Origin of the sequence: Arthrobacter sp. YC-RL1 (assembly GCF_001454985.1) — a bacterium.
GTDB classification, from domain to species: Bacteria; Actinomycetota; Actinomycetes; order Actinomycetales; family Micrococcaceae; genus Glutamicibacter; species Glutamicibacter soli.
In genome coordinates, this window is the sequence record NZ_CP013297.1 from 3,282,912 (window position 1) to 3,296,288 (window position 13,377).

At 67.5% G+C, this 13,377-nt stretch carries 13 protein-coding genes; 4 read left to right on the forward strand and 9 right to left on the reverse strand.

The features are described from left to right. Positions 1 to 17 precede the first annotated feature (17 nt). Positions 18 to 485, reverse strand: coding sequence for a thioesterase family protein (locus ATC04_RS15115; protein WP_047118314.1), 468 nt, complete (start codon positions 483 to 485; stop codon positions 18 to 20). Further along, positions 485 to 1,567: a phosphatase domain-containing protein gene (locus ATC04_RS15120; RefSeq protein WP_047118313.1), complete on the reverse strand. Its 1,083-nt coding sequence runs from the start codon at positions 1,565 to 1,567 to the stop codon at positions 485 to 487. Before ATC04_RS15120 ends, ATC04_RS15115 begins: the two co-directional genes overlap by 1 nt. Before the next feature lie 95 nt (positions 1,568 to 1,662). Between ATC04_RS15120 and ATC04_RS15125 the strand changes: the two genes are divergently transcribed. Further along, positions 1,663 to 2,097, forward strand: a complete 435-nt coding sequence (locus tag ATC04_RS15125) for a pyridoxamine 5'-phosphate oxidase family protein (RefSeq protein WP_047118312.1) — start codon at positions 1,663 to 1,665, stop codon at positions 2,095 to 2,097. 80 nt (positions 2,098 to 2,177) lie between these two features. On the opposite strand, the gene ATC04_RS15130 is transcribed toward ATC04_RS15125, so the two are convergent. From ATC04_RS15130 to ATC04_RS15140, 3 genes are read right to left on the reverse strand one after another with little or no spacing between them, the layout of a single operon-like run. Then, positions 2,178 to 3,038 carry a 3-hydroxyacyl-CoA dehydrogenase family protein gene (locus ATC04_RS15130; RefSeq protein ID WP_047118311.1) on the reverse strand — a complete coding sequence of 287 codons (861 nt, stop codon included), beginning with the start codon at positions 3,036 to 3,038 and terminating at the stop codon, positions 2,178 to 2,180. 37 nt (positions 3,039 to 3,075) lie between these two features. After that, positions 3,076 to 4,542, reverse strand: a complete 1,467-nt coding sequence (locus ATC04_RS15135) for an aldehyde dehydrogenase family protein (protein ID WP_047118310.1) — start codon at positions 4,540 to 4,542, stop codon at positions 3,076 to 3,078. A 34-nt stretch (positions 4,543 to 4,576) separates the two neighbouring features. After that, a complete protein-coding gene (locus ATC04_RS15140; protein ID WP_047118309.1) occupies positions 4,577 to 5,755 on the reverse strand; it encodes an acyl-CoA dehydrogenase family protein in 1,179 nt (392 codons plus the stop codon). 171 nt (positions 5,756 to 5,926) lie between these two features. On the opposite strand from ATC04_RS15140, the gene ATC04_RS15145 reads away from it, so the two are divergent. Next, positions 5,927 to 7,471: a PucR family transcriptional regulator gene (locus ATC04_RS15145; RefSeq protein ID WP_047118308.1), complete on the forward strand. Its 1,545-nt coding sequence runs from the start codon at positions 5,927 to 5,929 to the stop codon at positions 7,469 to 7,471. Between the two features lie 9 nt (positions 7,472 to 7,480). On the opposite strand, the gene ATC04_RS15150 is transcribed toward ATC04_RS15145, so the two are convergent. The 4 genes from ATC04_RS15150 to ATC04_RS15165 all read right to left on the reverse strand — a co-directional run bounded on the left by ATC04_RS15150 (position 7,481) and on the right by ATC04_RS15165 (position 12,109). Further along, on the reverse strand, positions 7,481 to 8,644 hold the full coding sequence (locus ATC04_RS15150) for a CaiB/BaiF CoA-transferase family protein (RefSeq protein WP_047118307.1): 1,164 nt from the start codon (positions 8,642 to 8,644) through the stop codon (positions 7,481 to 7,483). A 141-nt stretch (positions 8,645 to 8,785) separates the two neighbouring features. Further along, positions 8,786 to 9,967 carry a hypothetical protein gene (locus tag ATC04_RS15155; protein ID WP_052772246.1) on the reverse strand — a complete coding sequence of 394 codons (1,182 nt, stop codon included), beginning with the start codon at positions 9,965 to 9,967 and terminating at the stop codon, positions 8,786 to 8,788. A gap of 83 nt (positions 9,968 to 10,050) precedes the next feature. After that, on the reverse strand, positions 10,051 to 11,610 hold the full coding sequence (locus ATC04_RS15160; protein WP_197413538.1) for an MFS transporter: 1,560 nt from the start codon (positions 11,608 to 11,610) through the stop codon (positions 10,051 to 10,053). After that, entirely contained in the window at positions 11,603 to 12,109 is a 507-nt protein-coding gene (locus ATC04_RS15165; protein ID WP_052772245.1) for a MarR family transcriptional regulator, read from the reverse strand. The genes ATC04_RS15160 and ATC04_RS15165 overlap by 8 nt, the downstream gene beginning before the upstream one ends. A gap of 101 nt (positions 12,110 to 12,210) precedes the next feature. Between ATC04_RS15165 and ATC04_RS15170 the strand changes: the two genes are divergently transcribed. Beyond that, positions 12,211 to 13,080 carry an inositol monophosphatase family protein gene (locus ATC04_RS15170; RefSeq protein ID WP_231736000.1) on the forward strand — a complete coding sequence of 290 codons (870 nt, stop codon included), beginning with the start codon at positions 12,211 to 12,213 and terminating at the stop codon, positions 13,078 to 13,080. A 67-nt stretch (positions 13,081 to 13,147) separates the two neighbouring features. Further along, on the forward strand, positions 13,148 to 13,366 hold the full coding sequence (locus tag ATC04_RS15175; protein ID WP_146955929.1) for a hypothetical protein: 219 nt from the start codon (positions 13,148 to 13,150) through the stop codon (positions 13,364 to 13,366). The last annotated feature ends 11 nt before the right edge of the window (positions 13,367 to 13,377 follow it).

Genomic DNA, 13,377 nt, shown 5'->3' on the forward strand with positions numbered 1-13,377 from the left:
CACCCAAGCCGTGCGCCCTACTTTGCGAAGGTCGGCGCCCCTTCGAACGCCGCGAGCCCCTGGCGCTCGGCCTCGCTCAGGCGCTGGACGCGGCCCACCGCCGGGTCGAAATAGGCCAGGGTGGTGGCGGCCTTGACGCAGAGGTAGTCCTCGATGGGGTCGCGGAATTCGTAGCAGATCTCGAAGCTGGCCGGCTTGATGTTGGCCACCCACAGATCCACGTTCACCGGGACGTTGCGGTATTCCAGCGGCCGCGAATAGCGCACGCGGTGCTCGACCACGAGGATCTGCACCCCGGCAGGCACCGCGGAGAAGATATCCGCCTTCGGGTCCATGCCCGGCGCCCCGGTGCCGCCCGGCACGCCGAACCCGGCGATGCGCGCCTCCTCCATCAGCCTGATCAAGTTCACGTTGTTCACGTGGCCGTAGGCGTCCATGTCGCCCCAGCGCATGGGCACCTGGACCCGCAGCGGTGCACCGCTCATTAGTCTTCCTCCTGGAAATCGGTATCGAAATCGACCAGCCCGAGCCGGGCCAGCCCCTGGAGGATCCGCGCCCCGTCGGGCTCATAGACCCAGGGGATCCCCGGCGTGGTGCGCCACAGCTCCTGCGAGCGGCCGCCGGCCAGCACCGCCTCGGAAGGGGTCAGCTGGCGGATCACGATGGCGCGCACGTGCTCCGGGTAGCGGCGGGCGAACTCGGCGTAGATCGCCGGGTCGTGCTGCCCGTCATCGCCGATCAGCACCCAGGAGATGTTCGGGAATTCCTCGGCCAGCCGGCGCAGCTGGTCGACCTTGTGCTGCTGGCCGCTGCGGAACCAGGCCCGGTCGGTCGGCCCCCAGTCGGTCAGCAGCAGCGGTCCGCGCGGGTAGAGGTTGCGCGACATGAAGCGCTGCAGCGTCTGCGCGACGTTCCACGCACCGGTGGACAGGTAGATGGTGGGGCTGTGCGGGTGCTCCTTGAGGATGTGCTGCATCATCACCGCCATGCCCGGGGTTGCCACGCGCGCATGCTCGGAGAGTACAAACGAGTTCCAGGCGGCCAGCAGCGGGCGCGGCAGCGCGGTGACCACCACGGTGTCGTCCACGTCGCTGATCACGCCGAAGCGCTGGCTCTCGTCGATGACCAGGATTTTCGCGCTGGCGTCATCGCCGTCGTGGGCGCGCAGCGAGACCTCGTGCCACCCGGGGTCCAGGTCCACCGCCAGCTTCGCGTCGATGACCCCGCCGCGGTCGGCCTGCACCTCGAAGCGCTGGCCCGCCACCTCGATGGAGACCTTGCCGCCCGGCAGGATCGGGGACGTGAAATTCCGGAAACCGCGGATGCCGTCGGCGATGACCTGCGCCTGGTGGTGGCCGTCCTCGAAGGCGCCGGGCTTGGCGAGCACCACCCGCGCGAGCACGCGGATCCAGCCGCCGGCGCTGCTGGCGTAGCCGTAGCCGAGGTAGGGCAGGATGACCGGACCCAAGCCCTTGCGTTCCGCGTTGCGGACCCTCCAGCGGTGGTAGCCGTCCTCGAACCGGGAGGCGACATGGCGCGCAACTCCGTCGCTTGCAGCGTGACTCATGCTCCAAGTCTTTCATGCCTGCCGTCGGCAGGCTTGACCAATCACAATGTGTCGCAGACCTTGCGGTTTTCTACTTTACGTAGAAAGATCAGAGTATGAAATACGATCACGACAACAACCATCCGGTCCTCGTCCTGAACGAGGAGCAGTCCTGGGAACTTCTGGCCCATACCTCGCACGGTCGCGTTGCCACCTCCGTCGCAGGTGATGTCGATATCGTCCCGGTCAACTACGGGGTCCACAAGGGCAAGCTCTTCCTGCGCACCGCACCGGGCAACAAGCTGGCATCCATGACCATCAACGACAAGGTGGCCTTCGAAGCCGACGGGATCCTCGCCGACGAAGCGTGGTCCGTTGTGGTGCACGGCTCCGCCGAGGTGCTCGAGCACGAGGCCGACATCCAGGAAGCCCGCGAAAGCGGCGTGAGCCCTTGGGTTCCGACGCAGAAGGACTTCTGGATCCGCATCCACGTCCGCTCCATCTCCGGGCGCCACTTCCAGCTCGGCGAGCAGCCCGAGGTCGGGCAGTAGGCGCCAGCAGCCATTAAGCGCAGGACCCGCAGCACCGGTTGGCGCTGCGGGTCCTGCGTATGCCCGAAACGGGCGGGGGCTCAGCCCTTGTACGGGTAGAAGCCCTCGCCGCTCTTGCGGCCCAGCTTGCCGGCCTGGACCTTCTCGACGATCAGGGCGTGGGGCTTGTCCGCCTCCAGCCCGGTCTCCTCGAACGTGGCCTGCGCGATGAAGTCCACCACATCCAGGCCCACCAGGTCCATCAGCTCGAACGGGCCCATCGGGTGGCCCAGCGCGGTGCGGGCAGTGGTGTCGATGTCCTCGATGCTGGCCACCCCGGCCGCGGCCAGGTCCAGCGCCTCGCGGTTGATGGCGCCCATCATGCGGTTGGCGATGAAGCCCGGGATCTCCTTGTTCACCAGCACCGGCTGCTTGGCCAGGCGCTTGGCGACCGCGGTGACCGCCTCTACGGTGGCGTCGCTGGTCTGCTCGTTGCGCACGACCTCCACGCACTTCATGACCAGGGCCGGGTTGAAGAAGTGCATGTTGCACACCAGTTCGGGGCGTCCGCTGGCCGCGGCGATGCGCGAGGAAGGCAGGGTCGAGGAGTTGGTCGCCAGGATGGCGTGGGCCGGAGCGGCCTGGCCGAGCTGCGCGAAGATCTGCTCCTTGATGTCCAGGCGTTCCACCGCGGCCTCGATGACCAGATCCGCCTGCGCGGCGGAGCTGGCCAGGTCGGTGGACTGGGTCAGCAGCCCCAGCGCCCGATCGGCCTCATCCTGGCTCAGCTTGCCCTTGGCCACGCGGGAGGCGGCCCAGCCCTCCAGCTCGGTGCGGGCTGCGGCCAGGGCCTGCTCGGAAATGTCCTGCAGGATGGTCGTGTAGCCTCCCAGCGCGCAACTCATGGCAATTTGCCGTCCCATGGTTCCTGCGCCAATTACCAGAATGCGTTCGATCGTCATTGATTCCTCTGTTTTCTGCTCGGGTACTGTTACGTCACTAGCCGCGCAGGTACACCGTGGTGGTGTGCGTGTAGAACTCGCGCGCGGCGGCGCCCTGCTCCTTGGGACCATAGCCTGAGGCCTTGGCTCCGCCGAACGGAACGTGCGGGTCGGCACCCGCTGATTCCGAATTTACATGCAAAATCCCCACATCGAGAGTCTGTTGCGCGGCCAGCGCCACAGACAGGTCGCGGGTGAACAGCGCCAGGCTCAGCCCGAACTGAGAGTCCTCCGCGGCCTCGAAGGCCTCCTCGGTCCCGTTCACGCGCACTACGGAAAGCACCGGAGCGAAGAATTCCTCGCGCCAGGCGGTGTTCGCGCGTCCGGCCGGCCCGGCCGGCAGTTCCAGGATGGTCGGCGCCATGAAGCTACCGCCGTTCGGAGCCTTGCCGGAGTAGGCCACGGTGGCGCCTTCGGCGATCGCCTTGTCCACCCCGGCGCGCACCGAGACCGCGGCCTTGGCGTCCACCAGCGGGCCCATGTGCACGGAAGGATCCAGCGGATCGCCGGTCACCCAGGAATCCAGGCGGCCGGTGAGCTTGGCCAGGAACTCCTCGGCAATCGACTCGTCCAGGATCAGCCGGCTGGTGGCGGTGCACTTCTGACCGGTGGAGCGGAAGGCGCCGAACAGCACCTGCTCGCTGGCCAGGTCCAGGTCCGCGTCAGCCAGCACCACGGAGGCGTTCTTCCCGCCCATTTCAGCCTGCACCGGGATGCCGCGGGCGGCGCCGGCGGCGCACAGCCGACGGCCCACCCCGGTGGAACCGGTGAAGCTCAGCGCGTCAAGGTGCTCGTGCTCCATGATCGCATCGCCCAGCGAGCCCGGTCCGATGACCAGGTTCAGCACGCCGGCCGGCAGGCCGGCGTGGGCCAGGGCCTCCACCAGGCGCACCGCCAGCAGCGGCACCAAGCTGGCAGGCTTAAACACCACGGTGTTGCCGAAGACCAGCGCCGGGGCGATCTTCCAGGCCGGGATGGCGATCGGGAAGTTGAACGGGGTGATTACGCCGACCACGCCCAGCGGCTTGTGGGTGACCATGATCTGCTCCCCGGCGCGCGGGGACTGGTAAACGGTGCCGGCGGCGCGCTCAGCCTCCGCGGCGTAGTAGGTCAGGATCTGCGCGGCGCGCAGCACCTCGCCCACGCCTTCGGCCTTGGTCTTGCCTTCCTCGGCGGAAAGCTGCTCGCCGAAGCTGGCGGAGTTCTCCTGCAGGTAGGCGGCCGCCTTGACCAGGATCGCCCCGCGGGCGGCCATCGGGGTGGCCGCCCAGGACTTCCGGGCCGCTTCGGCGGCCTGGAATGCCTGGTCGATCTGGTCCGCGCTGGCGGCGTTGCCGGAGGCCAGGACCACGGCGGAGTCCGAGGCGCTCTGCGTGGTGATCATGCCGCCTTCGCCCTGCACCCAGACACCGTTGATGTACTGGTCGAGCTGGGCGAGCAGGTTTGCGGAGGTCGATAGGGTCATCGAAATATGCCTTCTCTCGTGCGGTTCGGCCGGTTTAGCGGAAGGCCGGAACGCCAGTCAGCTTGTTGCCCAGGATCAGGGTATGGACCTCGTCGGTGCCCTCATAGGTGCGCACGGATTCCAGGTTGTTGGCGTGGCGCAGCGGCGAGTAGTCGAGGGTGATGCCGTTGCCGCCCAGGATGGTGCGGGCCTCGCGGCAGATCTCGATGGCTTCGCGGCAGTTGTTCAGCTTGCCCACGGAGATCTGGTGCAGGTCCAGGGTGCCGGCGTCCTTCTGGCGGCCGATGTGCAGCGCCAGCAGGAAGCCCTTGTTGATTTCCAGTGCCATGTCCACCAGCTTCTGCTGGGTCAGCTGGTAGCCGGCCAGCGGCTTGTCGAACTGCAGGCGCTCCTGCGAGTACTTCAGGGCGACCTCGAAGGCATCGCGGGCGGCGCCCATGGAGCCCCAGATGATGCCGTAGCGCGCTTCATTCAGGCAGGAGAACGGACCCTTCAGGCCCTTGACCTCGGGCAGCACTGCCGAGCCCGGCAGGCGCACGTCGACCAGCTCGATTTCGCACTGGATCGAGGCGCGCATGGACAGCTTCGGCTCGATCGGGGTGGCCTTGTAGCCCGGGGTGCTGGTCGGCACCACGAAGCCGCGGATGCCCTCGTCGGTCTGCGCCCAGATCACTGCGACCTTGGCGACGTTGGCCAGGCCGATCCAGCGCTTGGAGCCGTTCAGCACCCAGTCGTCGCCGTCGCGGCGGGCGAAGGTCTTCATGCTGGACGGGTCCGAGCCCGCGGTCGGCTCGGTCAGGCCGAAGCAGCCGATGGCCTCGCCGGCGGCCATCTGCGGCAGCCACTCCCGCTTCTGCTCCTCGGAGCCGTGCTTGTAGATGGCGCTCATGGCCAGCGAACCCTGCACCGAGACGAATGTGCGCAGGCCCGAGTCGCCGGCTTCCAGCTCCGCTCCGGCCAGGCCGTACTCCACGGCCGAGCGTCCGGCGCAGCCGTAGCCGTCCAGGTGCATGCCCAGCAGGCCGAGCTTTGCCATTTCCGGCACGATCTCCAGCGGGAAGACTGCGTCCTCGTACCAGCGGGCGATGTTCGGCTTGATGCTCTCGTTGACGAAGCCGCGCACCGAGTCGCGCAGGGCGAGCTCTTCGCTGGTCAGCAGCGCGTCGAAGTTGATCAGGTCTGCCGGGTCCAAAACGCGTTCTGCCAGTGCCATGGTGGTCTCCTTGAAGAGGTGTTGAAACGTGAGGTTCGGCGTCTTGCCGTCCCGTTGGCCGGGACTGCGTCACACACCGTCGAATTGCTTACCTCTGAAATTACGCAACAATTGTGATTCGCGCCTTAGACATTCTGTACAAGAGAGTCCGAATTGTCGGATACTTTTTCTATGATCACGCTTCTTCAACTCGGCACCGCCCTCGCGTCGGACCTGGAGCCCGGTCCATCGGGCCGCTACAGCACCACCCCGATTGCCGGCGTCCACGTCTCCGAGCTGGAGGACCCGACCCCGTATCTTTCGGGCGGCGAGCTGCTGCTGACCACCGGGATGATTTTCGCCCGCGGCCAGGTCGACCCGGCCGTCTACGTGCGGCGGCTTCAGGAGAAGTCGGTCAAGGTCCTGGGCATCGGGCTGGGGCCCTCGCTCACCGCCATCCCGCCGGCGCTGGCCGCGGCCTGCGCGGAAGCGAAACTGGAAGTGGTGGTGGTCCCGGACCAGGTGCCGTTCCAGAACGTTTCGCGCGCCTACTGGAATCTGGCCATGCGCAGCAGCAATGCCGACCTGATGGATTCGCTGGGCACCCAGACCGCCATGGCGCGAGCCGCCATGCGCCCCGACGCAGTGCCCGCGGTGGTGCGCGGGCTGGCGCAGTCGCTGGGCGGCTGGGCGGCCTACGTGCCGCGCTTCGGCGAGGGAGAAACCGTCTGGCCCCCGTCCGCCGAGCAGTTCATGCCCAAGGTGCGGCGGGAAACGCACCGCATCGACAAGCTGGAGGCGCCCAGCACCGCGACCTTCGAGATCCTGAACCAGCCGGTGGTGCTGTATCCGGTGCTGGTCAACGCGCAGGTGTACGGGGTGCTCTCGCTCGGTCCGGGACGGCGGCTGACCCCGGCGGACCGGCAGGTCATCACGACGGTTTGCGTGCTGCTGGCCATGCGCTCGCGCCAGCGCGAGCAGCAGGCCGAGTCCACGGCGGTGCTGGGCAGCGCGGTGGCCAAGCTCGCGGTGCGCGGGCAGCTGGAAGCGGCCAGGATGCTGGCCGAGGATTCGGGACTGCCCGATGTCCCCTCGACGCTGCGGCTGCTGGCGTTGCGCGCGCAGGGAAGCATCCCGGTGTCATTCGCCGCCGAGTCGGCCCGCGGGCTGCTGGGCCCGGAACCCTACGACCTGGGGCCGGCGTTGAAGGCCACGCCCTTCGTGTTCGAACACGAGTCGTCCTTGATTGCCCTGCTTGACGCGTCGCTGGTGGCCCCGCTGGGCGAGCGCCCCTTCGACGATCTGGAGGGCACCGAGTTCCAGGTGCTTGGCTTCTCCCCCGAGAAGCAAAACCAGGTCCCTGAAACGGCCGCCGTGCTCTCCGCGGAAATCCACGGAACGCAGATCCCCGCCATCTTCCAGGCGCTGCGCGCGGCGATTGCGCGGGCGCCGAAGGGCATGCTGACGCATCTGGGTTCCAGCGACGAATCCAAGGCGTCCAACTTGGTCAAGGCGCTGCACGAGTATGCCAGGGCGGACCTGGTGGCCACGGTGACCAGCTACCTGCGCCATCGCGGCACCTGGGAAGAGGCGGCCCGGGAACTGGGGCTGCACCGCAACACGCTGCGCTACCGGATGCAGCTGGTGAATTCGCTGATCGGCGTGGATGTGGATGACCCGGACGTTTCAGCGCACCTGTGGCTTGCGCTGCGGCACGCTGAAACGCACGGATTCTAGGAACCGGCCTTAGACGGTGGCGGCGGCCCCCAGCCATCCGCGCACCACGTCATTGTGCTCGCCGAGCTTGGGCGGGGCCTGACGCGGGGCGTCCAGCGCCGGGGTCCAGATGGCCGGGTGGCGCACCTGCTCGCCGACCGCCACGCCCTGCGCATCCAGCACTTCGATGGTGGGCTCCAGGCCCAGCGAGGCGGCGTAGTCCAGGCCTTCGGCGATGTTCGCGACCTTGCCGGCCGGCACGCCGACCTCGGTCAGGCGGCTTTGCCAATTGGCGCCGGTGTCGGCGCGCAGGGCCTGTTCCAGCAGCGGGATGAGCTCCTCGCGGTGCGCGACGCGCTGGGTGTTGGTGGAGAACTTCGCATCGCCGCTCAGCTCGGGAACCCCGAGCTCGGCGCACAGCTTGACGAACTGGCCGTCGTTGCCGCAGGCCACGGCCACCGAGCCGTCCTGGCAGTCCAGCAGCTGGTAGGGAACGATGGAGGGGTGCGCATTGCCCATGCGCCCGGCGATCTTCCCCGCGCCGAGGTAGGCCTGGCCCTGGTTGGCCAGCGCGCCCTGCAGGCTGGAGAGCAGATTGACCTCGATGTGCGCGCCGCGGCCGGTCTTCTGCCGGTTCTGCAGCGCCGCGAGGATCGCGATGGTGGCGTCCTTGGCGGTGAGCACGTCCACCAGCGCCACGCCGGCCTTCATCGGATCCGCATCGGCTTCGCCGGTAATGGACATCAGCCCGCCCAGGGCCTGCACGATGAAGTCGTAGCCGGGGATCTTGGATCCGCCCGCCGACCCGAAGCCGGTGATCGAGGCGTAGATCAGCGACGGGTTCAGCTCCGAGAGCTCCTCGTAGCCCAGGCCCATCTTGTCCATGCCGCCGGTGATGAAGTTTTCCACCAGCACGTCGGCCTTGGAAACCAGGTCTCGGGCGACCTCGCGGTCCTGCTCGTTGCGCAGGTCCAGCGCGATGGACTGCTTGTTGCGGTTGACCGATTCGAAGTAGGTGGCGCCGGTCGCGGAGAATGGCGGGCCCCAGCTGCGGGTGTCATCCCCGGTTTCCGGGCGTTCGACCTTGATGACGCGCGCACCCAGGTCGGCGAGCGTCATGGTGCTCAGGGGTCCGGCGAGAACCCGGGAAAAGTCAGCGACGACAATTCCTTCCAATGGTCGAAGTCCGCTCATGATGCTCCCCTACTCGTTGATTTCGTCCTTCTCTACCCTAGGTGTGCGCGCCGTCACGAGCTTGGGTTGTTCTGCCCAAGTTCTTGTGAAGAATGCACAAAAGCTCGGACGGTTTGCCGTCGCACAGACGCCCGGCGGCGGCTACGGGGCTGCCGGTTCGGGGTGCAGCGCGTCGCGGATCAGCTGCGAGCTGCGCTCATTGCCGAAGCTGAAGGAGCCGGTGGCGTCGATCCGGCCCAGCACCTCGGTTCCGGCCGGCGTGGATTCAAGCCGCCAGTCGGTTTCCTTGTCCATGTTGAACAGGTTGACGAACAGCGCGCCGTCCGCGTGCGCCTGGAGCATCATCGTTTTCATCCAGCCAGCCTGGGTGATCCAGTCATCGGCCTCGGCGTAGAACGGCGGGCTCTGCGGCCACTGGAACACCCAGGAGCCCCAGGCCTCGGCGCATTCACCTCCCGCGGTGAAGAAGGATTCGCCGCGCGAGGCCGAGGCGACCTCCGCAATGCCCCAGGGCTTGCCGCCGGCCAGCTGCTTAAGCTGCGCCACGGGCGCGCCGAAGACGTCGTCGTAGGACTGCCAGTTGCAGTTGACAGCGGGGTCGTTGGCGTCGGCCCAGTTGAAGCCGTCCAGCGCCAGCATGTCCACGGAGTCGGCGCCCGGGTAGACCGAGGCGAAGTCGACGGGTGTCCCATCCGGGGCGGATCCGGCCACCAGCGGGTTCCAGACCAAAGCGGCATCCGGCGCCCAGCGTTCCTTGAGCTGGTACACGTGCCGGAACATCCGCACGTAGTCGGCGGCGGTGTTCCCGCCGTTCACCCCGACGGACCAGGGACGGATGGCGTCGTTCATTTCCGGGGCGAAGCGCACCAGGATCGGCTGGTTCGCCGCGTACTTCTGGGCCTGCTTCAGCCAGGAGACCAGATAGTCGTCGTGGCTTCCAGCCGCGATGGCCGCCGGGCGGTATTCCGGCTGGTCCACGCTGCGGTTCTCCCAGTCGTAGGGTTCCCAGGCGATCAGCAGGGCCGCGTTGCGCCGCGCGGCTTCGGCCGCGTAGTCCGCGGGGAATCCGGGTTGGTTGGCGAAGTCCACATAGGTGGAGAGCATCCCGTTCGCGGCCCCGAGCTCGGCTTCGTCCCCGGGCACGTCGCCGAGCTGCGCGGCGGCCCACCCGATGACCGTCTGGCAGGTGTCCGGATCGGCGGTCCCGCTGCACCCCTGCGGCGCTTCGGTGGCCTGCGCCGCCGGAACGGCGGCGAGGCACAGCGTCGCGGCAAGCGCGGCGGCGCTGATCCGGCGGAATGTTGGAAAACGTGGGTGCGGCACGGCAGTTCCTTTCCTGGGCGGCCCCGCCCGGTTCGGAAGGGCTCTGCGGTGGTCGCCGGAACGGGAGCGTCCCGGCGCAGGTCCTAGATGGTCTTGCGCAGCGGGACTTCCTTGATGAACAGGATGCAGATGAAGGCGATGGCCGCGACCGCTGCCGAGACCAGGAAGACCAGTCCCGTGGCTTCCCCGTAGGCGGATTCGACCACGCCGCGCACTGCCGGCGGCATGCCCGACAGGTTCAGCGAGTCTCCGGAACCGCCCTTCGAGGTGTCAACGCCCAGCTTCGCCAGGCCCTCGGAGACCAGGGAGACCACCTGGGTGGAGAGCATCGCGCCGAGGAACGCGACGCCGGCGGAACCGCCCACGGAACGGAAGAACGCCACCGAGGAGCTGGCCGCGCCGATGTCGGTGACCTTCACGGTGTTCTGCACAGCGAGCACCAGGTTCTGCAGCATGAAGCCCATGCCCACGCCGTTCAGGAACATGCCGATGGCCAGGATCCAGTACTCGGTGTCGTGGTGCATGGAGCCCAGCAGGCCCAGCCCGGCCACGTTCAGCAGCGAGCCGATGACCAGGTAGATTTTCCAGCGTCCGAAGCGGGTGATCATCTGGCCGGAGAATACGGAGCCGCAGTAGTTCCCCGCGATCATCGGCAGCGTCATCAACCCGGCCGCGGTGGGTGTGGCTTCCCGGGCGATCTGGAAGTACTGCCCGATGAACGCCCCGCTGCCGAACATGCCCACGCCGATCGCCACGGAGGCGATGATCGCCAGCGAGGTGGTGCGGGTGGTGATGATCTTCAGCGGAATGATCGGTTCCACGACGCGCGATTCGACCAGCAGCAGGGCCGCGGTGAGCACCGCGACGCCGCCGAGCATGGTGTAGGTCTGCCAGGAGTTGAAGGCGAAGAACTCGTCCTTGCCCACATAGGACACCCAGATCAGCAGCGTGGAGACCGCCACCGTCAGCAGCAGCGCCCCGCCCCAGTCGATGCGCACCTTGCGCTTCTGGTGGCTCAGGTGGAGGGTTTTCTGGATCAGGATCATGGACAGCACGCTGATCGGGATGCCGAAGAAGAAGCACCAGCGCCAGCCCAGTGGCGAGTCGACGATGAATCCTCCCAGCAGCGGGCCGGCCGCGGTGGACACCGCCATGACGGCGCCGAAGTACCCGGAGTAGCGTCCGCGTTCGCGCGGGGCGATGACCGTGCCGATCACCGCCATGCCCATGGCCGTCAGCCCTCCCATGCCGATCCCCTGGATCACGCGGGCGGCCAGCAGCACCGGAATGGACCAGGCCATGCCCGCCAGGAAGGACCCGAGGATGAAGACCAGGATGCCCGCCTGCAGCATCTTCTTCTTGTTGAACAGGTCCGCCATCTTCCCCCAGATCGGGGTGGTGGCGGCGTTGGCCAGCAAGGTGGTGGACAAAACCCAGTTGAAGTCGGTCTGCGATCCGCCGAGCTTGTCCATGATGGTGGGCAGCGCGATGGCGACGATGGTGGCGGCGAGCATCGCCGCGAAGAACGAGGCCAGCACGCCGGCGATGGAGCGCAGCACCTCGCGCTGGGTCATCTGCGGGGTGTCGGCGGCCGCCTCGGTCAGGTCGGTCGGGCCCGCGGCCCGCGGAGTCCGGTTAGCCATCCGAGCCGCTTCGCGGTTCTTCGGCCTGCAGCTCGCGGTGTTCGTGGATGCCCTGGATCATCGAGTTGTTCAGTTCGCCCAGCGCGTCGGCGATCAAGGTCAGGCGGTCGTTGTCCCAGTCGGGCAGCAGCGGGCGCAGGCGTTCGATGCGCAGCTGGGCCCGGGCTTCGAGCCGGTCGCTGCCGGCTTCGGTGACCCACAGGAGCTGGCGGCGTGCGTCCAGGTCGCTGGGCCGCTTGTCCACCAGCCCCGCCTGCTCCAGTTCGGCCAGATGCCGGCTCATCGCCGCCGTGCCGATGCCCAGATGGCTGGCGAGGTCGGCCGCGTGCGTGGGCTGGCGCATGTCCAGGGTCTTGAGCACATGGTGCGAAGCGTTGGAGACTTCGGGATCGGTCTGGTCCAGGTGCGAGAAGGAACGCAGCAGCCGCGAGGTCCGCGCCAGCTCGTCCAGCAGGCGTCCGAGTAGCTCGGTCGGAGCCTTGTTCACTGGCCACTGCACAATATATCGCCTGCCTATCTTCGGGGGTTCCACTCAACTCTAAGTTTAGATAGTTGCCTTGGTCAACGTTTTCTGGGTCTCGCTCCCGATAGGCTGGAGTCGTGATTGATCTTTCCGAAGCGCACCTGGAATCCTCCGCCGAAACCCTGAGAAGCGCCGCGCTCGCTGCCGGGAGGCAGGCCGCCGAGCTGCTGCGCGGCGCCTTCCGTGGCGGCGTGCGGGTGGAGGAGAAAACCAACACCCACGACCTGGTCACCGCGATCGACCGGCAGAGCCAGGAACTGATCACCCGTTCGCTGCGTGCAGCGGTTCCAGGTTCCTGGGTACTGGGCGAGGAACAGGTCGAGGCGGAAGCCGGCACCGCCGCGCCGGGTGCCGTGCAGTGGATCGTGGATCCGATCGACGGCACCAGCAACTTCGTGCACGGCATTGCCTTCTTCTGCGTGTCCATCGCGGCGGCTGTCGACGACCGGCTGGTCGCCGCGGCGATCATCGACCCGGTCTCCGGGGACGAATTCAGCGCCGATCTGTCCCACGCCTTCCTCAACGGGCAGGTCCTGAGCCCGGCCGCGCGTCCGGAGCAGGCGCGCGCGAACCTGATGACCGACTACCCCGGTGCCGAATCGCTTCAGGCCGACGGCCCGCTGGCCCTGGAGCTGCTGGGCGCGTGGATCCGTGATTTCGCGACGGTGCGCCGCAAGGTGTCCGCCGCGCTGGCGCTGGCGCATGTGGCCGCTGGATGGAGCGATGCGACCATCGGGTTCGACACCAAGGTGTGGGACGTGGCCGCCGGCGCGCATCTGGTGCGCATGGCCGGCGGCAGCTACCGGGGGCTGGGCTATGGATCCGACCCGGCGGCGGACCACCTGTGCCCGGGATTCATCGCCCAGGGGCCGGGCGCCGACTACCCCTCGCTGTCCCGGGCGGCCCAGCGGATACATGCACTGCGCACCGCCGGGTCCGCGATGTAATCTGACAACTCCAAAGATCTTGCGCAAACCCCTCGGAATTCGAGATTCCCGGTCGTACGATACGAGTATGGAACCACTATTCCACCGGAACGCACACTCCGCCGTGCGTCATCACGGGGGCGGAGGGTTGATCCTGGGAGGGATCGGAGTGATGATTCTCTTCGGTGCTTTCGCAGTGATGTTGGCATCCCAGAGTCACACGCAGGACTGGGTGCCGCTGCTCATCGGCGTCAGCCTGGGCTTCTCAACGATGATGTTCGGCATCGTCTACCATTTCACGCACTGAGCACCATACTG